This window comes from Halarchaeum salinum, from assembly GCF_039520965.1.
Classification (GTDB): Archaea; Halobacteriota; Halobacteria; order Halobacteriales; family Halobacteriaceae; genus Halarchaeum; species Halarchaeum salinum.
Genome location: NZ_BAAABL010000029.1, coordinates 1 through 21765, shown reverse-complemented (window position 1 = coordinate 21765; position 21765 = coordinate 1). Strand labels below are relative to the sequence as shown.

The 21765-nt window shown below is 65.2% G+C and carries 20 protein-coding genes and 1 pseudogene; 11 read left to right on the top strand and 10 right to left on the bottom strand.

All coding sequences use genetic code 11. The features are described 5' to 3' along the window. Positions 1-21 precede the first annotated feature (21 nt). Entirely contained in the window at positions 22-1422 is a 1401-nt protein-coding gene (codB, locus tag ABDZ36_RS03030) for a cytosine permease (RefSeq protein WP_211313222.1), read from the bottom strand. Between the two features lie 116 nt (positions 1423-1538). Here codB and ABDZ36_RS03025 point away from each other — a divergent pair, with 116 nt between their 5' ends. The 5 genes from ABDZ36_RS03025 to ABDZ36_RS03005 all read left to right on the top strand — a co-directional run bounded on the left by ABDZ36_RS03025 (position 1539) and on the right by ABDZ36_RS03005 (position 6082). After that, complete coding sequence (locus tag ABDZ36_RS03025) at positions 1539-2828, top strand: cytosine deaminase (RefSeq protein ID WP_211313223.1); 1290 nt, start codon at positions 1539-1541, stop codon at positions 2826-2828. Between the two features lie 154 nt (positions 2829-2982). Beyond that, a complete protein-coding gene (locus tag ABDZ36_RS03020) occupies positions 2983-3420 on the top strand; it encodes a DUF2391 family protein (RefSeq protein ID WP_211313224.1) in 438 nt (145 codons plus the stop codon). 280 nt (positions 3421-3700) lie between these two features. Further along, on the top strand, positions 3701-4105 hold the full coding sequence (gene tnpA, locus ABDZ36_RS03015; RefSeq protein ID WP_211313225.1) for an IS200/IS605 family transposase: 405 nt from the start codon (positions 3701-3703) through the stop codon (positions 4103-4105). Between the two features lies 1 nt (position 4106). Then, positions 4107-5405: an RNA-guided endonuclease InsQ/TnpB family protein gene (locus ABDZ36_RS03010; RefSeq protein WP_211313226.1), complete on the top strand. Its 1299-nt coding sequence runs from the start codon at positions 4107-4109 to the stop codon at positions 5403-5405. 98 nt (positions 5406-5503) lie between these two features. Then, positions 5504-6082, top strand: coding sequence for a DUF7090 family protein (locus ABDZ36_RS03005; RefSeq protein ID WP_211313227.1), 579 nt, complete (start codon positions 5504-5506; stop codon positions 6080-6082). 19 nt (positions 6083-6101) lie between these two features. Here the strand turns inward: ABDZ36_RS03005 and ABDZ36_RS03000 are convergent, their stop codons facing one another. From ABDZ36_RS03000 to ABDZ36_RS02980, 5 genes and pseudogenes are all read right to left on the bottom strand, one after another. Further along, positions 6102-6878 (bottom strand): DUF7089 family protein, encoded by a 777-nt coding sequence (locus ABDZ36_RS03000; RefSeq protein WP_211313228.1) that lies wholly within the window; start codon positions 6876-6878, stop codon positions 6102-6104. 141 nt (positions 6879-7019) lie between these two features. After that, positions 7020-7457: pseudogene (locus tag ABDZ36_RS02995) on the bottom strand (bile acid:sodium symporter family protein); the annotation flags it as partial. 77 nt (positions 7458-7534) lie between these two features. Continuing rightward, complete coding sequence (locus tag ABDZ36_RS02990) at positions 7535-8191, bottom strand: Zn-ribbon domain-containing protein (protein ID WP_211313229.1); 657 nt, start codon at positions 8189-8191, stop codon at positions 7535-7537. 1 nt (position 8192) lies between these two features. Then, a complete protein-coding gene (locus ABDZ36_RS02985; protein WP_211313230.1) occupies positions 8193-8582 on the bottom strand; it encodes a DUF2073 domain-containing protein in 390 nt (129 codons plus the stop codon). A 6-nt stretch (positions 8583-8588) separates the two neighbouring features. After that, positions 8589-9236, bottom strand: coding sequence for an Era-like GTP-binding protein (locus ABDZ36_RS02980; protein ID WP_211313231.1), 648 nt, complete (start codon positions 9234-9236; stop codon positions 8589-8591). 903 nt (positions 9237-10139) lie between these two features. On the opposite strand from ABDZ36_RS02980, the gene ABDZ36_RS02975 reads away from it, so the two are divergent. Next, positions 10140-11609: a Cdc6/Cdc18 family protein gene (locus tag ABDZ36_RS02975; RefSeq protein ID WP_211313232.1), complete on the top strand. Its 1470-nt coding sequence runs from the start codon at positions 10140-10142 to the stop codon at positions 11607-11609. Between the two features lie 90 nt (positions 11610-11699). Here the strand turns inward: ABDZ36_RS02975 and ABDZ36_RS02970 are convergent, their stop codons facing one another. After that, the gene (locus ABDZ36_RS02970) at positions 11700-12416 is read right to left on the bottom strand and encodes a S24/S26 family peptidase (protein ID WP_211313233.1); all 717 of its coding nucleotides are present in this window, start codon (positions 12414-12416) and stop codon (positions 11700-11702) included. Between the two features lie 93 nt (positions 12417-12509). Between ABDZ36_RS02970 and ABDZ36_RS02965 the strand changes: the two genes are divergently transcribed. Then, positions 12510-14189, top strand: coding sequence for a DNA-directed DNA polymerase II small subunit (locus ABDZ36_RS02965; protein WP_211313234.1), 1680 nt, complete (start codon positions 12510-12512; stop codon positions 14187-14189). 72 nt (positions 14190-14261) lie between these two features. Here the strand turns inward: ABDZ36_RS02965 and ABDZ36_RS02960 are convergent, their stop codons facing one another. Next, positions 14262-14684 (bottom strand): hypothetical protein, encoded by a 423-nt coding sequence (locus ABDZ36_RS02960; RefSeq protein ID WP_211313235.1) that lies wholly within the window; start codon positions 14682-14684, stop codon positions 14262-14264. 132 nt (positions 14685-14816) lie between these two features. On the opposite strand from ABDZ36_RS02960, the gene ABDZ36_RS02955 reads away from it, so the two are divergent. From ABDZ36_RS02955 to pheT, 3 genes are all read left to right on the top strand, one after another. Further along, positions 14817-16001, top strand: a complete 1185-nt coding sequence (locus tag ABDZ36_RS02955) for an aspartate kinase (protein WP_211313236.1) — start codon at positions 14817-14819, stop codon at positions 15999-16001. Between the two features lie 129 nt (positions 16002-16130). Next, the gene (gene pheS, locus ABDZ36_RS02950) at positions 16131-17636 is read left to right on the top strand and encodes a phenylalanine--tRNA ligase subunit alpha (RefSeq protein WP_211313237.1); all 1506 of its coding nucleotides are present in this window, start codon (positions 16131-16133) and stop codon (positions 17634-17636) included. After that, entirely contained in the window at positions 17636-19366 is a 1731-nt protein-coding gene (gene pheT, locus ABDZ36_RS02945) for a phenylalanine--tRNA ligase subunit beta (protein WP_211313238.1), read from the top strand. Before pheS ends, pheT begins: the two co-directional genes overlap by 1 nt. Before the next feature lie 243 nt (positions 19367-19609). Here pheT and ABDZ36_RS02940 read toward each other — a convergent pair whose 3' ends face one another. Further along, on the bottom strand, positions 19610-20659 hold the full coding sequence (locus ABDZ36_RS02940; RefSeq protein ID WP_211313239.1) for a quinone-dependent dihydroorotate dehydrogenase: 1050 nt from the start codon (positions 20657-20659) through the stop codon (positions 19610-19612). A 9-nt stretch (positions 20660-20668) separates the two neighbouring features. After that, complete coding sequence (locus ABDZ36_RS02935; RefSeq protein ID WP_020221522.1) at positions 20669-20866, bottom strand: AbrB/MazE/SpoVT family DNA-binding domain-containing protein; 198 nt, start codon at positions 20864-20866, stop codon at positions 20669-20671. A 151-nt stretch (positions 20867-21017) separates the two neighbouring features. Here ABDZ36_RS02935 and ABDZ36_RS02930 point away from each other — a divergent pair, with 151 nt between their 5' ends. Further along, complete coding sequence (locus ABDZ36_RS02930; RefSeq protein ID WP_211313240.1) at positions 21018-21332, top strand: non-histone chromosomal MC1 family protein; 315 nt, start codon at positions 21018-21020, stop codon at positions 21330-21332. The last annotated feature ends 433 nt before the right edge of the window (positions 21333-21765 follow it).

The window sequence follows — 21765 nt, the reverse complement described above, 5'->3', positions numbered from 1 at the left end:
GCGCGTCGCCATGGGTGGGCGTCACTCGTGCGTGTACGTCGCGTCGGCGGCGACGACGTGCGTCGTTGCAATCCCGGATCGTTCGAGCACGTAGTAGCCGAGCAGGTGGGCGACGATGGCGACGAGGATCCCGTTCAACGTCGGGATACCGGGGAAGACCGTCGGGGCGGTGACACCGGGGATCACCGAGCCAGCGGTGAGGATCGCACCGAGACAGCCCAGGACGTACGCAGCGACCGGGACGGGACGAAGGACGGCGAAGGTGACGTCGTCCATCCGCGGGACGCGGAGCCGCCACCGGACGAGGAAGTCCGCGATGACGACGCCGCCAAGTGGCGGGACGTAGGTGCCGAGGACGTTCAACCACGGGATGAGGAGGCCCGAGGCACCGAGAAGCGCGAGGACGATGCCGACGACGCCACCGGCGAGGACGAACGGGCGCTTGCGCTCGTAGCCGAACGCCTCGCTCCCAGCGACCCCAAAGGCGTAGGCGGAGTTGTCGTTCGTCGTCCAAATGTTGAGGATCAGGGCGATGAGGCCGACGGTAGCGAGCCCCTGCGCGGCGAGCACGGCGTAAAGGTCGCCGGCCGGCGTCACGTCGTAGACGGCACCGCCGACCGCCCCACTGACGAAGAGGAACCCGTTTCCGAGGAGGAACGCGACGAGGCCCGCCCAGAATGCCACGCGCGAGTTCTCGGCGAACCGCGCCCAGTTGGGAGCCTGCGTGCCACCGCTAACGAACGTCCCGACGACGACGGTGACGGCCGCGCCGAAGGACATCGTCGTCCCGGGTTCGCCGGCGACATTCGAGAGCGCGTCGAAACCACCGACGTCGCCGGCGGCGAGCCAGATAGAAACGACGCCGACGACGAAGAGGACGGGAACGGCGACGAACGAGAGTTTCTCCATCCCCTCGTAGCCGATATACGCGCTGGAGAGGTGGAGAACACCCCAGAGGGCCGTGATCGCGGCGATCAGCGTCGGGTCGGTGACGCCGAGGTACGCGGCGGTCGGACCGGCGACCATCGGGATCGTGACGCCAAACCAGCCAACCTGCGTGCCACCGAGGAGGAGGTCCGCCCACTTCGCGCCCGCGCTTCCGAACGTGTAGCGGGCGAGGAGGACGGTCGTGAGGCCGGCGCGGGCCGCGATGAGGCAGAGCATTGCGACGTAGACGCCGAGGATGGCGTAGCCGACCGCCATCACCGTGAACGTCCGCCTCATCCCGAGCGCCGCGCCGACCTCCGCGCCCGACCACATCGTCCCCGCGAAGAAGACGAATCCGAGGAGGACCGCGGAGATACTGAGGAGATCGCGGCGTTCACTCCGCGGGACGTGGTCGACCGGCCAGTCCGGGTCGGCCAACCCCTCCTTCCCGAGCACCGCGCGCCTGAGTAACCGCCGCCAGTTCGTATCGGCCATAGTCGTGCTACGCGTACAGCACGACTGAACGGGGTAAACAGTATCGATTCACAATACTAACCCGACATCTCCGGTCGAACGATATGCTTTTCCCCAATAGGACTGACCGTTCGGGCATGAGCGATGACTACCTTGTGACGGACGCGACGACGCTCGACGGCCGACGCGTCGACGTCACGGTCCTCAACGGGACGATCGACGCGGTGCGTGAAGCCGGGACCGCCGACGCGGGGGCGTTCGACGACGCGGACGCGTTCGACGCCGACGGCCGCCTCGTCACGCCGCCGCTGATCGAACCGCACATCCACCTCGACGCGACGCTGACCGCGGGCGAGCCGACGTGGAACGAGTCAGGGACGCTCGCAGAGGGGATCGACGTCTGGGCAGAGCGCAAACGCGACCTCACGAAGGCGGACGTGAAGGCACGCGCCCGAAAGACGATCGACTGGCTCGTCAGTCACGGGATTACTCGCGTCCGCACGCACGCGGACACGACAGAGGCGACGCTGACCAGCGTAGAGGCGCTCTGCGAGCTCCGGGGAGAACTCGACACGGTCGACCTCCAAGTCGTCGCGTTCCCACAGGACGGCGTGTTCACCACCCCCAAGCACGAGGATCTGCTCTGCGAGGCGATCGACCTCGGCGTCGACGTGATCGGCGGGATCCCGCACAACGAGCACACACGCGAGGACGGCGTGAAAGACGTACAGATCGCGGCTGACCTCGCCGAGCGACACGGCCTGCCGCTCGACCTCCACATCGACGAGACGGACGACCCGGGATCGCGATTCACCGAGGTGTTAGCGAGCGAAGCACTCAAGCGCGGGATCGGCGAGCGGACGACCGCGAGTCACGCGACCGCGATGCATTCGTATCCGAACGCCCACGCGGACAAAGTGATCTCGCTCCTCGCGAAGAGCGGCGTGAACGTCGTCACGAACCCGCCAGATAACTCGGTGCTCCAGGGGAGCTACGACGACTACCCACGGCGGCGGGGTCATACCCGGATCGACCAGCTACGCGAGGCGGGCGTGACGGTGGGGATCGGCCACGACTCGGTCGTCGATCCGTGGTATCATTACGGCGTCGGCGATCAACTCGACGCCGCGTTCATCCTCCTCCATTACGCGCACATGGCGGGCCACGACGACGTCGGCGCGCTCTGGGAGATGCTCACGACGGCGAACGCCGAGGTGTTTGGCGTCACAGGATCGTACGGGCTGGAGCCGGGGAACGACGGGTCGCTCGTCGTCTACGACGCGCGCTCGCCGTTCGACGCGCTCCGAAAGCGTGCGGCGCGCCTACGCGTCGTGGCGGGCGGCCTGGAGATCGCGCGGACCGACCCGGCGACGCACACCGTCTCTCGCGGCGAGACGACTCGGGATGTGACGTACGACCGGCCATAGTTCCGCGGAGCTCTAAATTTCGCGCGCGCGAGACTGAATTTACCGGATAGCGCCGGGGGGCGAGGTACCGTGGATCGTCCCCGCGACGAACGCCGTCCCGCGCGGCGAGACGACGCCGTGGGGGTTTATTCGCGGCGGCGTGGTCACGCGATGTATGGTCGGACGAAGCAAACGTTTCGCGCTCGCGGACACCGCCCAGCAGGTCGTCGGCGGGTTCCTCCTCGCGGGCCCGTTCGTCGTCACCGAAGAGGTGTGGGTGCTCGCGAGCCGCATGGGCTGGTACCACGTCGCACTCACGCTCGCGCTCGTCGCCGCGATCGGCTACGGCGCGCTCTACCAGGCGGACGACGACCGCGACCCGGATCGAGAGGCCGAAATCGCCGGCATCCCCGTTCGTTTCGTCTCGCTGATGGGCGTCTCCTTCGGCGCGGTGCTCATCCTCGCGGTGGCGTTTCGCGCCCCGCGGACGTTCGCGACGAACCTTGACCTCGGCGTCGATACGCTCGGGCTCATCCTCTTCACCCTGAAGGCGACGAGCGTCGGTACGGTGTTCAGCGTCGTCGGTGCCGCGACCGCCGACAGCGTCTTTTGAGACGCGCGGCACCGACGTCGTCGATGTGTATCGAGAATCGTCGTTCTCGGACGCCAGTCAGAACAGTGGTCGGTCCAACGCTGTCGCGCCCGCCGATAGTGTCTTCTTAGCTGGATATAGGCGCTAAGCCCCCACCCTCAACGGAGCGACCGAAGGGAGCGGAGTAGGGTGGGGATACAGCGCCGTCATCATCTGTTCATACAGCGATACGGTTACAGGCCCACAGGCCCACGTAGTCACAACGTTTTTGCATTGGGGTACCGTACAACAGTCGAACCCAATGGAATACGACCTCGATTCGGGAGCGCATTCGACGTACTCCCTGCACTACCACCTGATACTCACCACGAAGTATCGGCGTGGAGTGCTAACCGAGGATCGAACCCAATTCCTTCGCGGAGTCATCAGCGGGTTCACGGACAACTACGGTGTCGAACTGACGAACCTCGACGGCGAGGACGACCACGTACACATCCTGTTCCGAGCGAAACCGACCACCGACCTCGTGAAGTTCATCAACACGGTCAAGGGCGCGACCGCCCGCCGTATCCGCAACGAGTACGCGGACGAACTGAAAACCGAACTGTGGGGAGACTCGTTCTGGAACGACTCGTACTGCCTCATCTCGACGGGGCAGGTGTCGCTGGATGTGCTGAAACAGTACGTCGAGGACCAACGCGGGTAGAATGTACTACGCCTACAAGTACCGTCTCAAGCCGTCCGACGCCCACCGCGAGGAGTTGGACCGCCACCGAGACATTTGTAGGCAACTGTACAACCACACACTCTACCGCCTTAACGAGTACCAAGACGAACACGGAGAACTGCCGTCCATGACCGCCCTACGGTCGGAACTGCCCGACCTCAAGAAGTGGTGGGACGGCCTCTCCGACGTGTACTCGAAGGTTCTCCAAACCGTCGTGGAACGCCTGTTCGACAACCTCAAAGGACTCTCCGCGCTCAAGAAGAACGGCTACGGCGTCGGCCAACTCAAGTGGAAGCCGCCACGGGAGTTCCGCAGTTTCACGTACAGTCAGTCTGGCTTCAAGCTCGACAAGAAGGGCGGTCAGACTGTGCTGTCACTCTCGAAACTCGCGGACATCCCGATTCGCCTTCACCGAGCCATCCCCGATGACGCGAAGCTCAAGCAAGTCACGGTCAAGAAGGAACCGACGGGCGAGTGGTTCGCCACGTTCGGCGTCGAAATGGACCGTGAGCCGCCCGAACCGCCTGAGAATCCCGAGAAGTGCGTCGGCATCGACGTGGGGATTCTTAAGTACGCCCACGACACGGATGGTACGGCGGTTGGGTCGCTCGACCTCTCTGCCGAGCGCGAACGCGTGGAGCGCGAGCAACGGAAGCTCTCGCGGAAGGAACACGGGTCGAACAACTACGAGAAGCAACGGCGTCGAGTCGCGGAGTGTCACGCCGACCTCCGTCGGAAGCGCGGTGACTTCTTGCACAAACTCTCAGCGTACTACGCTCGGGAGTACGACCTCGTGGCAGTCGAAGACCTGAACGTGAAGGGGATGATGGAATCACCGTCGAACAGCCGCAACACGGCGTCTGCCGCGTGGCGGACGTTCCTCTCGTTGCTCGAATGCAAGTGCGAACGGGAGGGGACGCACTTCGTCGCGGTCAACCCGAGAGGGACGACGAAAGAGTGCGCGGCGTGCGGCGTCTCGACGGAGAAGCCGTTGTGGGTCCGTGAACACTCCTGTCCCGCCTGCGGGTTTGAGGCGGACAGGGACGCGAACGCGGCGTGGAATATTCTTTCTCGCGGCCTCGAAGATGTAGGAGTGGGATACTCCGAATCAACGTCCTCAGAATCGCCGTGCGATTCTGATGTGCGAACGAGAGCTTCGCTCTCGTTAACGCCTGTGGAGACTGCGCTCCCTACGGACACCTCGGTGTCTGCAAAGCGCGTCGTGGAAGCAGGAAGCCCTACCCTCAAGGAGCGAACGGCGTCAGCCGTGAGCGAGTAGGGTAGGGTAGTTCACGGGTACGCCGTCACGGACGGCGCGTCAGCGGTAGCTGACGTGAGAACACCCACCACTAAGTCGGTGCCAGACACGTACGGGATATGGACTACCGGCTGGCGATCGACGGGGCCCCGGAGACGATCCCGGGCGGCACCGCCGTTCTCCTCCTTCATCCGAGTACGGGGGAGACGGACCGCACCGATACGAATTTCCTCAAAACCGACACCGACAGCTTCCTCGTCATCTCCACGCGAACGACCGCCCGGGAGGTCATGCAGAAACTCGACCACTACGACGTGGACGAGACGCGCGCGCAGATCCTCGATACGCTCTCCGTCGATCGGGGCTACTCGCGGCGCAGCGCCGAGCACATCCGCTACGTCTCCTCGCCGGACGACGTCGACGGGATCATCACCGTCACCGAGGAGTTCCTCGCCGACACGGAGGGCAAACGCCGGGTCAGTTTCGACTCGATCACAGAGCTCGCGTACTACGCGGACGACGAACGAGCGATCGACGCCCTCGAACGACTTACGCGCCTGCTGGAGGCATACGACGCCGTCGGGCTCTTCCACGTCTCGACGGAGGTCCACGACGTTGAGACGATCGAGCGCTTCCGCGATCTCTGCGACGGCGTCCTCGATCTCCACGAGGGCGGCAGCCTCGACGCCGAGTTTTAAATCCCCGCCGCTTCCGAGGTCAAGAGAAGACGCGTTCCGCCCACGCAACCGCATAGCGCGCGCCGTGTTCGCGGTAGGCCGGATCGTCGAGCGCGTCGAAGGGCGCGGGCAGATCGAGGTCGTGCTTCACGCCCGCGGCGGCAAGTTCGGCCGCGTCGGTGAACGACGTCTCGCCGCTCGCGACGGCGCGCCCAAGGCCGCTGAGGCGGGGTTGAATGCGCTCGCCGGCATCGACCCACGCGGCGTGGAGCGACGCGCGATCGTCCGTCTCGGCCCACCCGGCGAAGACGTCGCGGGTGTGGAGACCGATGTAGGCGTCGGTGGCAGCGAGCGCGAGCTGGTAGGTCGTCGTCGGATCGGTCGGCGTCGCGGCCGCGAAGTCGGCATACACGTCGCGAAAGAATCCGAGGAAATGCTCGGGGAGATCGAGGCCGACCTGGACGAGCGCCTCAGCGACGAGGAAGGCGACGAAATCGTCGGGCGATCCCTCGATACGCGGTTTGACGAGGACGATCGGCGGGTCGGTCTGGATCGTCCACGCAATACTGCCATCGCCGGGCGCGCCGACGATGACGTCGTCGCCGACGAGCTGATCCAGGATTTCGGGGTGGTCGGCGGGGAGCCACGCCGGATCGTAGCCGCGCGGCTCGACGTCGTCGACGACCATCGTCAGGTCGGTGAGCGCCGACGTCGGGAGCACCTCGAAATCGCGCTCGGTGTCGTAGACGAGCGCGTCGGGCGCGTGGGTGTCACGGACCGCAGCCACGTCGGCGCGAAGCGGACGCTCGTCGAACACGCGTTAGACCATCGCGTTCGCGATGAGGGCGATCGAGGCGATAGCCGACAGGCCGACGACGGTGAGGACGATCTTGGTGGCCGTACTCATACTGGATCGTCCGCCCCGGATATACTTAAAAGCGGGCAGTTCGTCGCGGAGCTAGTCGGCGCTCTCGGGCGGGGCGTGCTCGCCGCCGGCCGGGTCACCCCGCGAGGAGAAGTAGGAGGCGAGTGCGGGACCGGTGACGTTGTGCCAGACGCTGAAGAGCGCGGGCGCGAGCGCGACGAGACCGCCGCCGAAGTGGGCGGTGGCGAGCGCGACGGCGAGCCCCGAGTTCTGCAATCCGACCTCGAAGGTCGTGGCGCGCACGCGGTCCTCGCTCATCCCGGTGGCGCGGCCGACGAGGTTCCCGGCGGTGAGGCCGATTGCGTTGTGGAGGACGACGGCGGCGATCGCTGCCGCGGCCGCACCGAGAATGACGCCCTTACTCCCGGCGAGGACGGGTATGAAGACGATCTGTACGATGCTGGAGAACAGCGACGCGAAGGTGACGTCGATCGACTCGCCGGCGAGCGCGAGCACCCACGCGGGCTTGACCTCCTCCCGCACCTGAAGACGCGGGTATGCGCTCGCACTATGTATCAGACAGACGGACGAAGAGAGAACGGGGGGATTTACTCGTCGCGGGACGTCGAGCCGGCGAACGTCTCCGGGACCTCGATGACGTAGCGGCCGTTCTCCTGGAGGGCGATGATGTACTCCTCGCGGTCGTAGAGTTCCATGAGATTGAGTTCGTACTGACCCGGTGCGAGCACCTTGATCGACTCGAACTGCTCGTTGAGTTCCTCGCGGAGTGCCGCCATATCGGGCTCGTCGGCGTCCGCATCCGGCTCTTTGACGACGCGGCCCTCGCTCGGCGGCTCCGTCGGGAGGTCGTCCGCGGTGACCATCTCGCTCCGCGCGGACGCCTGCGCGGCGTCCTCGGCTTCGTTCTCACCGGGCACGGCGTCTTCGGGTCCGGTATCGTCGGCGGTATCGTCGGTAGAATCGTCGGCAGTGTCGTCGGTAGAATCGTCGGCAGTGTCGTCAGTAGAATCGTCGGCGCTCACGAAGTCCCGGACCGTTGCCGCGGCCTTCCCAACCGCAGAAGAGACACCGGTGCCGGGTCGGTCGGGCGGCGTCGCGTCCTCATCACCGCCGACATCCGCATCAGCGGGGATCTCGCCGGGATGGAACTGGAACTTGTTCCCGCCGCACTCCGGACAGCCGGAGAGCATCTCCTTCGACCCGTCGGCGAACGTATGCCCGCAGTTCGTACACTGGTGGGGCATCCTACTTCCTCTTGAGGAGCGCGCTGATCAGCGTCTCGTCCTTGTGGAGGGACTGGATCTGGTTCGCCGGCCCGATGACCGTGAGCTTCGCGGGGTCCTCCTCTTTCCCCATGAGTCGACCCAGAAAGCCCGACTCCTTCGTCTCGCTGCGCGGGAAGGACTCGATTTCGATTCCGGTGAATCCGTCGGGGTTGATCTCGGTCATCGTCACCTCGATGAGCCTCGACTCCTCGTCGGGCGTCAATCCCTGTTCGAGGACGACGATGTCACCGTCGTGAACGGAGTCGAGAATCAATCGGATCTTCTCCATGGAGGTTTTGCCCTCCATGCGCTCGGCGCTGATGAGATCGAGTTGGACGCCGTCGTCCGTCTCCGGTTCGCGTTCAGCCATCCGGGATCACCCGAATTTCTCCGCGATCCGGTCGTAGACCTCGTCCATGTTGTCCCCTTCGAGCGCCGACAGCTCGATCGTCTCGTGTTGGGGGAAGGCGTTGCGGATGCGCTGGACGTTCGATCCCTCGAGGTCCGTCTTGTTAGCGAGGATGAGCACCGGGAGGTCGCGGCTCTCGATAATCCCGATGAGCATCGTGTTCACCTGCGTGAATGGGTCCGTTGTCGAGTCGAGGACGTAGATGACGCCGTCGACGTCCTCGCGGAGCCAGTGCATCGCCTCCGCGACGCCCTCGGTGGCCTCCCGGGATCGCCGAACGGCCTCGTCTTTCTCCATGTCGTGATCGAGGAACTCCTCGTAGTCGACCTTCGTCGTCACACCGGGTGTGTCGACGATATCGATGGAGACCGTGTGGCCGTCACGTTCGATCTCGACGTTCTCCTTGCGTCGCGCGCGTCGTGTCTCGTGGGGAATATGGCTCTCGGGCCCGACGGCGTCGCCGGTCCAGTCGCGGGCGATGCGGTTGGCGAGCGTGGTCTTCCCAGCGTTCGGCGGGCCGTAGATGCCGATCCGCTTCGGGTCCTCGCTCTCGCCGGCGAACAGCTTCGCCGTGACCGCCGAGACGCTGTCCCTGAGGTCTGCGAACAGTCCCATCCTCTTTGTCTGATTATGGTACGAGCGCCCAGACGGGAATAGTTGACGCAGCGCCGTCCCGTACGCGCTCGTGATACCTGTACCCACCCATCGATATAACTTAAACCTACGTCAGACAAGAGTGGGGGCCACGTCTCGAGAGACGATCCAGCAATCGTCGGTGGTTGACCGCCCCCCACCCCTTCATTTCGAGTGGAACGAGGAAATGGAGGAGGGAGGGGGAGGGGGGAGGTAGTGGTTTCAAAGGAGGATATTGTTAGTATAACCACTGTCATACACAAAATATACTCTCCGCCTTGGAGTACGGGTTTGGTTCTTACGCTTATCACTTATAGATTTCGCCTTCTAGAAACGCCTTCTCTACTACCCACCCCTCCCTACTTGTTCTCGCTGCACTCGAAACGAAGGGGTGGGGGGTTTCTCTTGTATTGCCAATCACCCCCTCTGTTTCGGGTGGAACCCTTCCCACAGCGTCAGTACATAATTCGTCCCTAAACGGATGGATAGGACGGCCTACCCAGTGTCTTCACTATCGGACCTCCTATTCCCTCATATCTTTCGCTAGATTCTATCCTTCATTTCGTATGGAATATCTGTCTCCTTCTGGTCGGCGGTTTGGTACGCACTCCGGGGTCCCGATCGAGTCTCGATCGAGTCGACTGTCGCGTCCGGCTGATTGTGTGTACTTCACATACCCCCTCAGACGCGGCTCCGGAGACCAGTCCGAGGGCCGTCATCTCACCCCCCTTATCGAAATGCTTTTGTCCGGGCGGCTTCGTTTGTTTCATCTGCATCAACTGGACGGACCGGTCTCGCACGTGAGGCGGCAACGTCGGTGATCGGGGCATTACAGACGCCGTGTCCGTCGGTTTCCACCCGAAACAAAGGGGTGTACGTGATAGGATGACGGACGATGAACCGGACGAACGGCGGACGGCGAACAGGGACTTCAACGTCGAACTCGACGACGTGCTCGAGGACGAGGACGATGGTGACGGGCTCTTCGACGATCTCCTCAGCGGTGAGCCTATCTTCGAGAACAAGGAGGTACTTCGGCCGTCGTACACGCCGCACGAGCTCCCGCACCGCAACGAACAGATCAACAACATGGCGACGATCCTCGTCGCCGCGCTCCGCGGTGAGACACCGTCGAACATCCTCATCTACGGGAAGACGGGTACCGGTAAGACCGCCTCCGCGAAGTACGTCAGCCAGGAACTGGAGACCACCTCCCGGAAGTACGACGTTCCGTGTGAGGTCGAGTACATCAACTGCGAGGTGACCGACACCCAGTATCGCGTCCTCGCCCAGCTCGCGAACACCTTTATCGAGCAGAACCGTGAGTACGCTCACGGGCGCGTCCGCGAACTCGAAGGCCTCCTCTCCGACGCCGAGGACGACGCGAGCGCGCTTGGCGGCACCGAGTTCGACGATGTCAGTGCTGTCGAGCGTCGCATTGACGACCTCGAACGCGATCTCGAGGACATGGAGGAAGTCCCGATGACCGGGTGGCCCACCGATCGCGTCTACTCCGTCTTCTTCGAGGCCGTCGACTACGTCGAGCGTGTCGCCGTCATCATGCTCGACGAGATCGACAAGCTCGTCGAGAAGTCCGGCGACGACACCCTCTACAACCTCTCCCGGATGAACTCCGAGCTCGACAACTCCCGCGTGTCGATCATCGGCATCTCGAACGACCTGAAGTTCACCGACTTCCTCGACCCGCGCGTGAAGTCGAGCCTCGGCGAGGAGGAGATCGTCTTCCCACCGTACGACGCGAACCAACTGCGCGACATCCTCCAGCACCGCTCGACGGACGCATTCAAAGCCGACGCCCTCTCTGAAGACGTCATTCCGCTCTGTGCGGCGTTCGCCGCCCAGGAACACGGCGACGCTCGCCGCGCGCTCGACCTCCTCCGGACTGCGGGCGAACTCGCCGAGCGTGATCAGGCCGACGTCGTCACCGAGGAGCACGTCCGGCGCGCACAGGACAAGATTGAACTCGACCGCGTCGTCGAAGTCGTGAGAACGCTTCCGACGCAGTCGAAACTCGTCCTTTTCGCGATCATGATGCTCGAAAAGCACGGCGTCCACAACATCAACACGGGCGAGGTCTACAACATCTACAAGACGCTCTGCGACGAGATCGACGCCGACGTCCTCACGCAGCGCCGCGTCACCGACCTCATCAGCGAACTCGATATGCTCGGGATCGTGAACGCCGTCGTCGTCTCGAAGGGTCGCTACGGACGGACGAAGGAGATCAACCTCTCTGTCCCCATCGACGAGACTGAAGCCGTCCTCCAGGCGGACTCCCGACTCGGCGATATCGAGAACGTCACGCCGTTCGTGCAGGCGCGCTTCGACAACTGATCGGTCACCGCCCTCACGACCCCTGCCCGCGGTTCGCCGGTGCGTTGCACCGGAAACGAGGGGGTTCGCCGTCGCCGTACCGTGCGGGCCTTACACCGACGCGGTCGGCGTCGGACCGGTCACGGTCGCGTCCGTGACGAGCGGCGTGGTGACGGTCGCATCGCCCGTGACGATCAGCCGCACCCAGCCGAGCCACGGGATGTGGAACTCCGCCGTCCCTCGGACCCAGTCGGGTCGGACGGGTGTCGAGAAACCGACGACCTGATCGTACGCGGGGTTCGAGTCACCCTTCGTGATGAACCCCGCGTGTGGCGCGGGGCAGTTCTTCAGTTGCTCGCAGCTCTTCGCACCCAGGAGGTACTCCTGATTTGCCTCGTCGTACCAGTTCTCCCCGTCGGCCACCCAGAACCGTGCCCGATGGATGATCGGCGTCTCACGGGTGTTCCCGTCCGGTGCGTAGACGATGACGTCGCCCGGCTCGCTGAATTTCGTGTAGCCCGTTCGCTGCCCGATCTGGTAGGTGACGACCCCGGTCTCCGCGTAACCCGATTCGGCCGCGAAGCGGTGCTCTTCCATGACGAAGACGAGGTCGCCCTTCTGGAGGTGCGGCGTCATGCTGCCGGATTCGACGGCCACTAGCGGCGGCCAGAGGCCACTGATCGCGAAGAGGAGGCCGCCGATCGCGGCGACGACGAGCGCGCTGCTCACGAGCTCGCGCACGAAGAGGACGGCTTCGTTGTCGGTTCTGCGGAACCACCGGAGCGCCGCCAACAGGCCGTCGCGTGGGTCGGGGACGTCGTCCGCCATTGCCCGACGGTACGTCCGAACCGCGTTTCAAGCTTCCCACTCACTGGTGGCTTCCGCAGTCCTTTTGCTCGCGGATGGCGTGTTGGTCGTATCGTGCCCGACTCGACGCCAGTCCGGGTGGTCCGCGAACTCGCGAGCCGCGGCTACAACGCCGAACGCGATGCCGTGACGCTCATCGCCGACGAACCAGATCCGGACGCGGCCGTCGAGCGCGTCGCCGAGGCCGCCGGCGACGACGCACTCACCCTCACCGCGGCGGCCGTCCGCGAGATCTTCGATACCGACGGCTCCCGAACGACACGGCGCGACGCACCTAACCCTGATGCCGCCAGCACCGACGGCGGTGCCACCGCGCACGCATCCGAAACCGGGAGCGGGACGAGTGACGCCGCCCTATCGACCGGACCGAGCGCATCCGAACCGACCAACGCGACGACTGCCGACCGCAACGCGACGACTGCCGACCGCAACGCCACAACCGACGCAACGACCGCCGATCGCAACGCAACGACTGCCGACACGCCCGTACCGACCGGCACGACGGCGTCCGACTCCCGCAACGATCGCTCCCCGACGCCGCCCGAGGTCGCCGGCGACGTGACCGGCCACTCCACCGGCGCGGGCGAGTATGGCGACTTCGTGAGCGTCTTCCGCGATCGCTACGAACGCCTCTCGAAGAAGCTCCGCGGGCGCGTCAACCACCGGCCGACGGACGCGCTCGACGCGATGCCGGGTGGAAGCGACGCCGCGATCGTCGGGATGGTCAACGACATCCGCTCGACTGCGAGCGGTCACTGGCTCGTCGAGCTCGAAGACACGAACGGAACGTTCCCCGCGCTCATCATGAAGGACCGCGACTGGGCGGACGTCGTCGACGAACTCCTCCTGGACGAGGTGATCGCCATCGAGGGGACGCTCGCCGACGACGGCGGTATCCTCTTCGCCGACAGCGTCCACTTCCCGGACGTCCCGCGCACCTATCGGCCAAGCACCGCCGACCGACACGTCCAGGCCGCGCTCGTCTCCGACGTCCACGTCGGGAGCCAAGAGTTCGCCGGCGATCGTTGGGATGCCTTCGCCGACTGGCTCCACACGAAGCAGGCCGAGCCGGTCGAATATCTCCTCGTCTGTGGCGACATGGTTGAGGGCGTCGGCGTCTATCCCGATCAGGACGAGGAACTCGACATCGTCGACGTCTACGATCAGTACCGCGCCTTCGCGGAACGCCTGAAGGACGTTCCCGGCGACATGGAGATCGTCATGATCCCCGGCAACCACGACGCCGTCCGGCTCGCCGAACCCCAACCCGGCTTCGACGAGACCCTCCGCGACATCATGTCCGCTCACGACGCGCGTATCGTCGGCAACCCCGCGACCGTCACGGTCGAGGGCGTCGACGTCCTCATGTACCACGGCGTCAGCCTCGACGAGGTGATCGCCGAACACGGCGACGAGGCGGTCTCCTACGACGCCCCGCACAACGCGATGGCCCAACTCCTCAAGAAGCGCCACGTCGCCCCGCAGTACGGCGGCCGGATGCGCGTCGCCCCCGAGGAGCAGGACTACCTCGTCATCGACGACGTCCCGGACGTCTTCCACACCGGTCACGTCCACAAGCTCGGCGTCGGCGAGTATCACAACGTCAAACTGATCAATTCGGGGAGCTGGCAGGAGCAGACCGCCTTCCAGAAATCCGTCAACATCGACCCCGACGTCGGCACCGCACCGATCCTTGACCTCGACACCCTCGACATCACCGTCCGGAAGTTCTAGAGCCCTCGCCGCTTCGTCTCGACGCACTTCCCGATTCAGTCACCCGTTCTCCACCCGAAACAGTGGGGGTTGCTAGGCGTTCTCGTCCACCGTGAGACGATAGCGTGTCGTCCGCTCGCCGGCAAAGTGTGGCCCCTCACCGGCTACCTCGAAGCCTGCCGCCGTCACCGCGTCGAGAGCGCCGTCGGCCGAGTCAGGGACGAGCGCTTCCACTACCATGTTCTCCGCGCGTGCGAAGGCGATCGGCTCGTCGAGGAGCGATGCGATCGCCGCCGTATCGCCTGCGAGTCGCGTGACGTGGAGTACGCCGTCGGCGACCTCGTACGCGACGACGCCGACGATCTCGGGTTCGTCCGCACCGTCGCCCGTCCGTTCAGCGACGGCGACCCGTCGGTCGCGAACGAGCCGTTCCGCCATGCCGGCTTCGACGTTCGCGAGGGCGGCGATCGCGTCGACGTCCCCGTCGTGGGCGTCCCGGACGCTGCGTTGGTTCACGTCTGCTGTTTGCACGCGCACACTAAAAATCGCTACACGGGGATCCGTCTCCCGGATAGACAGCGTTATCCCCCCGCCGTTGCTACGCGTGTCCATGATTGGGTGTGACACGACCGACGTCGGGGGATCCCGATGCGCGTAGTCGCGAAGTTCGGCGGCACCAGCCTCGGCTCCGGTGATCGCATCGACCGTGCTGCGGACTCGATCGCCAGCGCTGTTCGCGAGGGCCATCAGATCGCCGTCGTCGCCTCCGCGATGGGCTCGACGACTGACGACCTTCTCGACGACATCACGTTCGACGCTGAGGAGGACGACCGTGCCGAGATCGTCTCGATGGGCGAGCGCACGTCCGTCCGGATGCTGAAGGCCGCGCTCTCCGCCCGCGACATCGACGCGGTCTTCCTCGAACCCGGCCACCCCGACTGGCCGGTTATCACGAACGAGCGCGGCGAGGTCGACGTCGAGGAGACCCGCGAGCGCGCGCAGAAACTCGCCGCGCGGATGGACGGCGTCGTCCCCGTTGTCACCGGCTTCCTCGCCCAAGACCACGACGGAAACGTCACGACGCTCGGGCGCGGCGGCAGCGACACCTCTGCCGTGATGCTCGGGCACTACATGGACGCCGACGAGGTCGTCATCGTTACCGACGTCGAGGGAATCATGACCGGCGACCCACACGTCGTTGAGGGCGCACGGAACGTCGGCGAGATCACCGTCGATGAACTCCGCAACCTCTCCTTCCGCGGTGCCGAGGTCGTCGCTCCCTCCGCGCTCACGTACAAGGACGCCGACCTCGACGTTCGAGTCATCCACTACCAGCACTCGGACCTCCTCACCGGCGGTACCTCGATCGAGGGCGAGTTCGAGAACATCATCGACATGCGCGACGAACCGCTCGCCTGCATCACGGTCGCCGGGCGCGCCATCCGGAACAGCACCGGAATCCTCGCGCGACTCTCCAACGCGCTCTCCGAGGCGGGCATCAACGTCGACGGCGTCGCCTCCGGCATGGACTCCATCACGTTCTACGTCGATGCCGACGTCGACGAACGCGCCGAGACCATCCTCCACCGTGAAGTCGTCGCCGAGGACACCCTCTCCAGCGTCACCGTCACCGACGATGTCGCCGGGATCCGGATCCTCGGGGGCGACCTCCCCTCGCGGCCCGGCGTCATCCAGGACATCGTCAACCCGATCGCGGACGCCGGCATCTCGCTCCACGACGTCATCACGTCCGCCACCAGCGTCGCGGTCTTCGTCGGCTGGGACGACCGCGAACGCGCACTCGAGGCCGTTCAGGAACACTTCGAGGGCTGAACGGTCGTCCGACGCCCGCACTCGTTTCTTCCGCCGTCGTTTCACCGTCGCTCTGCCGCGGTCGGTCGCGACGACGCCCGACGCGTCGCTTCGCAATAGCTATCCGGCTACCGGACGCCACACGAACCAATGGAACTCCCGCAACGCGAGCTCGCGGTTCTCGAAGCCGCGAGCGCAGACGAACCGACCCCCATCGCGGAGCTCGCGTCCGCGACCGGCCAGAAACCGGAGACGGTCACGGGAGCCGCTTTCGATCTCGAAGAGCGCGGCCTCGTCTCCGTCACGGAGGATACCGTCGCCGACGTCGAACTCACCGAGGAGGGCAAGCGCTATCGTGAGGTCGGGCTCCCTGAGGTCCGCCTCTACGCGGCCGCCCTTGACGCCGGCGCGGACGAGGACCCCGTGAGTATGGGTTCGGTGCTCGGCGACGCGGACCTCGACGGTCCCGAAGTCGATATCGCCCTCTCGAACTACGCCCGGAAGGGGTACGGCGAGATCGAACACGGTGACCTCTCAGCGGATCCCGACGCCGATCCCGACGTCGACGACGAGGCCGCGGCACTCGACGCGATCGCCGCCGACGACCCGATCGACGACGAGGTCCGCGAGACGCTCGAACGCCGCGACCTCGTCGTCGTCCACGAGCGTACCGTTCGCTCTGTCACGCTCACCGACGACGGCGTCGATGCGTTGATCGCCGGCGTGTCCGCCACTGAGGCCGTCGGCCAACTCACCCCCGAAATGCTCGCCAGCGGCGAGTGGGCGGACGTCGAGTTCGCCGACTACAACGTCGAGGCTGACGCCGAAACACCGTCCAGCGGGAAGACCCACGTCCTGCGCGCGACCGCCGAACGCGTGAAGGACGTCCTCGTAGGGATGGGTTTCGAGGAGATGGAGGGCCCGCATGCTGACTCCGAATTCTGGATCAACGACGCGCTCTTCATGCCCCAAGATCACCCGGCGCGCACCCACTGGGACCAGTTCGCCCTCTCCGAGCCGAGCGAGGTTGATGATCTCCCTGACGATCTCCTGGAACGCGTCGAGGACGCCCACCGTGAGGGCGTCGGTCAGGACGGCGATGGCTATCACTCGCCGTGGACCGAGGAGATGGCGCGCGGCGTCGACCTCCGCGGGCACACGACGTCGCTCTCGATGCGCTATCTCTCCGGGGAGGCCGTCGGCGACCTCGAACCGCCACAGCGCTACTTCAGCGTCGAGAAAGTGTATCGGAACGACACGCTCGACGCTACGCACCTCCTCGAGTTCTTCCAGATCGAGGGGTGGGTGATGGCCGAGAACCTCTCCGTTCGGGATCTCATGGGGACGTTCACCGAGTTTTACAGCCAGTTCGGCATCGAGGACGTCCGCTTCAAACCCCACTACAACCCCTACACCGAACCGAGCTTCGAGCTGTTCGGGACGCACCCGCGCACGGGCGAAGTCATCGAGATCGGGAACTCCGGGCTCTTCCGGCCCGAGGTGCTCGAACCGCTCGGCGTTGAGTGCGACGTGATGGCGTGGGGGCTCGCCCTCGAACGACTCCTCATGCTCACCCACGGATTTGAGGACATCCGCGACGTCCACGGGACGCTCGCCGACATCGACTTCCTGCGAAACACGGAGGTGGTCTACTAATGCCCGTCGTCGACGTCGATCCCGACGAACTCCGCCGGCTCACCGGCCACGAGGAGAAGAGCGACGACGAACTCAAAGACGACCTCTTCGGCCTCGGCCTCGAATTCGAGGGCGAAACCGAGGACGGCGAGTTCCAACTGGAATTCGCCCCCGACCGCCTCGATCGGCTGAGCGTCGAGGGCGTCGCGCGCTCGCTGCGCTATCAGTACGGCGACGCCTCGGGTGTGTACGTCCCCGACACGAACGACGCCGAATGGACGATCGAGGTCGAGGAGAGCGTCCCCGACGAACGGCCGTGCGTCACGGGTGCGATCGTCCGCGGCGTCGATCTCTCCGGCGGCGCGCTGGAGTCGCTCATCCAGCTTCAGGAGAAACTCCACGCGACGATGGGGCGCAAGCGCGCGAAGGGGGCGATCGGCATCCACGACCTCACGATGATAAAAGGAGGCTCACTGGACCCCGACACGACCGACGCCGACGCGTCGAACTCGATCACGTACCGAGGCCTCTCTCCCGACGCCGACACGTTCGTTCCGCTGGACTCGGACGCCGAACTCACGCCCGCCGAGGTGCTCACCGAGCACCCCACGGGCGAGCAGTACGCCGACCTCCTCGACGATTATGAGCGCTACCCCGCGATTTACGACGACCTCGGGTTGTTCAGCTTCCCACCCGTGATCAACGGTCGGCGCACGGAGGTCACGGAGAACTCGCGGAACCTCCTCGTCGAGCTGACGGGAACCGATCAGTGGACGATCGACCGGATGTGTAACATCATCTGCTACGCGCTCGACGCGCGCGGCGGAACCATCGAGGACGTCACCGTCGCCTACCCCGACGCCGACGTCGACAAACCCGACTTCGACACGGACGAGAAGGTCGTCACCCACGAGCGCATCGAGTCCACGCTCGGGGTCAACCTCGATGAGGAGGACGTGCTCGATCTCCTCGGGCGCGCCGGCCTCGATGCCGAGAGCGACGACTGGGGCGAACAGGGAGTCGACTACGTCGTCGAGATCCCGCCCTACCGGACGGACGTGCTCCACCCCGTCGATATCGTCGACGACGTCGGGCGCGCGTACGGGTTCAATGACCTCGTGCCGCGCTACCCCGACGTCTCTACCGTCGGCGGCCGGACCGACCGCTCCCGGCTGGAGCGCGCCGTCCGCGGGACGCTCGTCGGTCTCGGCCACCAGGACCTCCTCAACTTCCACCTCACCAACGAGCGTGGGAACTACGACCGGATGCGCCTCAATATCGGTTCGGACGTCCTCGGCGGCGGCGACCCCGCGATGATCGCCGAACCGTACAGCGAGGACTACACGATCGTCCGGACGTGGGCGCTCCCCTCGCTCATGGCGCTTCTCGAGAACAACACCCATCGCGCGTACCCGCAGGACGTCGCCGAAGTCGGCTTCGCCGCCGAGCGTGACGACAGCAACACCGGTGTCGCTGAACGTCGGACCGTCGCGGGCGCAGTCGTCCGACATGACGCCTCCTACGAGGACGCGAAAGCTCGACTCCAGGTGCTCGCACGCGACTTCGACGTCGACCTCGAAACGCCCGCCACCACGCACCCGTCCTTCATCGACGGGCGTACCGCCAGCGTCGTCATCGACGGCGACTCCGTGGGCGTTGTCGGCGAACTCCACCCCGAAGTGCTCGTCGAGCACGACCTCGAAGTGCCGGTGGCGGCGTTCGAGTTCCGACTCGACGCGCTTGCCGAATAGCGCGCTTTTCCGTCCGCGAGCGCCATACGCTCACGGAGTAGGTGGCTTTGAGGCCCGCCAGTTCTGGTCCGGCTCCGTGGTGTCGTCGTGGTACCGTCACTGACCGCGAGCGCCGTGCGCTCGCGGGGGTTTCTCAGCCTCGCGGGACTACGCCCCGATAGTCCCGCACTCGCTCCGCTCGCGCGGACCGTGTTTTTGCTCGGAGTGGTCCGCGAAGCGGACCCGACGAGGAAAATGATGGAGTTATAGATCCGCGCCGACCGCGTCCTCGACCGTGTCGAAACCGTCGCGCTCCAGCAGGTCGAGGAGCCCACGGTTGATGTCGGTCGCGATGGCGGGGCCACGATACACCATCCCGGTGTAGAGTTGGACGACGCTCGCGCCCGCGCGGATCTTCTCGTAGGCGTCCGCCGCGTCGAAGACGCCGCCAACACCGACGACCGGGAGGTCGGTGCGTTCCGCGACGAAGCGGACCGTGTCGGTCGCACGTTTGCGCAGCGGCGCGCCCGAGAGCCCGCCGTCCTCCACCCGGTTCGGGTGGGTCACCCCTTCTCGTTCCGTCGTCGTGTTGACGGCGATGATCCCGTCGAGGCCGAGTTCTTCGGCGAGGTCGACGCCGGCGGCGATCCCGTCACGCGAGAGGTCCGGGGAGAACTTCACGAGGAGTGGGCTTGCGCCCGCCTCCCGAAGTGTGGTGAGAATTTCGCGGAGCGCGTCGCTGTGCTGGAGGTCGCGGAGGCCCGGTGTGTTCGGACTGGAGACGTTCACGACGAAGTAGTCGCCGGCATCCGCGACGCGCTCATACGTGTATCGGTAGTCGTCGGCGGCGTCGTCTAGCTGGGTCGACTTCGACTTCCCGATGTTGACGCCGACGGGAACGTCCGGAAGCGGGTTCGCGTCAAGGCGCGCCCCGATCGCGTCCGCCCCGTCGTTGTTGAAGCCCATCCGGTTGATGATGGCCTCGTCCGCCGGGAGGCGAAACATCCGCGGCTTGGGGTTGCCGGGCTGTCGCTCGGCTGTGACGCCGCCGACTTCGAGGTGCCCGAACCCAAGTGACGCGAGGCTCTGGGGGACGTGCGCGTTCTTATCGAACCCCGCGGCGACGCCGACCGGGTTCGGAAACTGATTGTCGAACGCGCGCACGCGAAGGCGCTCGTCGTCGACGCCGTACCAGTGATTGAGTGCCGAGCGGGCCGGTGGAGCCGACTCGACGCCACGGAGGACGCTGTGGATCATGCCGTGGGCCGTCTCCGCGGGTAGCTGGAAGAGTAGCGGCTTGAGGGCTCGGTACATGCCGTCTCCTCAGAAGTCGTGCTCGACCTCGTCGGGGTCGGCCTTCTGGATGATGATCTTGTCCTCGCGGACACGGACGAACACCTCGTCACCGATGTCGAGCCCGGCGACGGCGAGTTCGTCCTCGTGGAGATTGACGTGGGCGTTGTGGTACTCCCCGTCCTCGCCTTTCGCGCCACTCGGACTGAGCTTCTTCTTACGGACCATCGATTAACCTACGTCTACCTTCGACGTAGCTGTTACTTAAGCCCTTTCGAGTCGCGAGGCCGGCGTTCTCGATACGGTATCCGTCCCGTCGGTCGATCCCGGCGGTACGTTTATCATTGAGACTGTGTATTATTGGCATGGTTGGAAGGACATGGTACGCGAGGACGGGAAGCGGAACTTCGCACTCCGCGATACGGACGGTACAGAGGATAGCGTGTTTAGCGGCAGCACACCCAGACAAGCCGCGCTCAAGGCTGCACGGCGGCTCGAATCAGTTGGGGAGAGCGAGGACGCCGCGCCGCGCTCCGAGATACGGCTCCGCGAGAAAGGGACTGACAAGGTCCACGTCTACGAAGCGTGGGCGTGGGCGTCGACCTCCCCGGACGACAAGCCCGAGTGGATGCCTACCGAGATCACCCAGGCGAACGTCGCCAAACAGGGGATCGAACACCTCGAGACGCGATAGGAACCGAGTCGATACCCTCGGTGTTCATTTTGCTCCGTCGCGTAGCGTGGCGTGCACGGGTACCACCCGATCAGACCGCACGCACGTCCGCGTGGGATGACCGGTCGGCCTCCGCCCGTGTTGCAGCCGTTTTTCGTTCCGCTGTACCGTGATTCGAAGTACCGCGGAGGGGGTCGGTTCGACGGGCTTATACGTCACCCGGCGTTCTGAATGAATGCGAACGACGTGACGTGGCCCGGTGCACCCGGAGCCACCGACGAACGCCCGCCGGTCGTCGAGGACGACCCCTCACCCTGCTCGAAGCGAGTGGGGTTCGAGGGGGTTAAGTGTCCCCGGTGATTTGGAGGGAATACGAACGTCGTCCCGGGCCGAATCGGGCTTCGGAGGGTTGAAGTACCCCAAAGAAGTACGATGTGGTCCGAAGGAATGAGGA

Excerpts from the sequence above, each read along its gene's own strand:
- codB (WP_211313222.1), bottom strand. The coding sequence starts at position 1,422 with ATGGCCGATACGAACTGGCGGCGGTTACTCAGGCGCGCGGTGCTCGGG.
- ABDZ36_RS03025 (WP_211313223.1), top strand. The coding sequence starts at position 1,539 with ATGAGCGATGACTACCTTGTGACGGACGCGACGACGCTCGACGGCCGA.
- ABDZ36_RS03020 (WP_211313224.1), top strand. The coding sequence starts at position 2,983 with ATGGTCGGACGAAGCAAACGTTTCGCGCTCGCGGACACCGCCCAGCAG.
- tnpA (WP_211313225.1), top strand. The coding sequence starts at position 3,701 with ATGGAATACGACCTCGATTCGGGAGCGCATTCGACGTACTCCCTGCAC.
- ABDZ36_RS03010 (WP_211313226.1), top strand. The coding sequence starts at position 4,107 with ATGTACTACGCCTACAAGTACCGTCTCAAGCCGTCCGACGCCCACCGC.
- ABDZ36_RS03005 (WP_211313227.1), top strand. The coding sequence starts at position 5,504 with ATGGACTACCGGCTGGCGATCGACGGGGCCCCGGAGACGATCCCGGGC.
- ABDZ36_RS02990 (WP_211313229.1), bottom strand. The coding sequence starts at position 8,191 with ATGCCCCACCAGTGTACGAACTGCGGGCATACGTTCGCCGACGGGTCG.
- ABDZ36_RS02985 (WP_211313230.1), bottom strand. The coding sequence starts at position 8,582 with ATGGCTGAACGCGAACCGGAGACGGACGACGGCGTCCAACTCGATCTC.
- ABDZ36_RS02980 (WP_211313231.1), bottom strand. The coding sequence starts at position 9,236 with ATGGGACTGTTCGCAGACCTCAGGGACAGCGTCTCGGCGGTCACGGCG.
- ABDZ36_RS02975 (WP_211313232.1), top strand. The coding sequence starts at position 10,140 with ATGACGGACGATGAACCGGACGAACGGCGGACGGCGAACAGGGACTTC.
- ABDZ36_RS02970 (WP_211313233.1), bottom strand. The coding sequence starts at position 12,416 with ATGGCGGACGACGTCCCCGACCCACGCGACGGCCTGTTGGCGGCGCTC.
- ABDZ36_RS02955 (WP_211313236.1), top strand. The coding sequence starts at position 14,817 with ATGCGCGTAGTCGCGAAGTTCGGCGGCACCAGCCTCGGCTCCGGTGAT.
- pheS (WP_211313237.1), top strand. The coding sequence starts at position 16,131 with ATGGAACTCCCGCAACGCGAGCTCGCGGTTCTCGAAGCCGCGAGCGCA.
- pheT (WP_211313238.1), top strand. The coding sequence starts at position 17,636 with ATGCCCGTCGTCGACGTCGATCCCGACGAACTCCGCCGGCTCACCGGC.
- ABDZ36_RS02940 (WP_211313239.1), bottom strand. The coding sequence starts at position 20,659 with ATGTACCGAGCCCTCAAGCCGCTACTCTTCCAGCTACCCGCGGAGACG.
- ABDZ36_RS02935 (WP_020221522.1), bottom strand. The coding sequence starts at position 20,866 with ATGGTCCGTAAGAAGAAGCTCAGTCCGAGTGGCGCGAAAGGCGAGGAC.
- ABDZ36_RS02930 (WP_211313240.1), top strand. The coding sequence starts at position 21,018 with ATGGTACGCGAGGACGGGAAGCGGAACTTCGCACTCCGCGATACGGAC.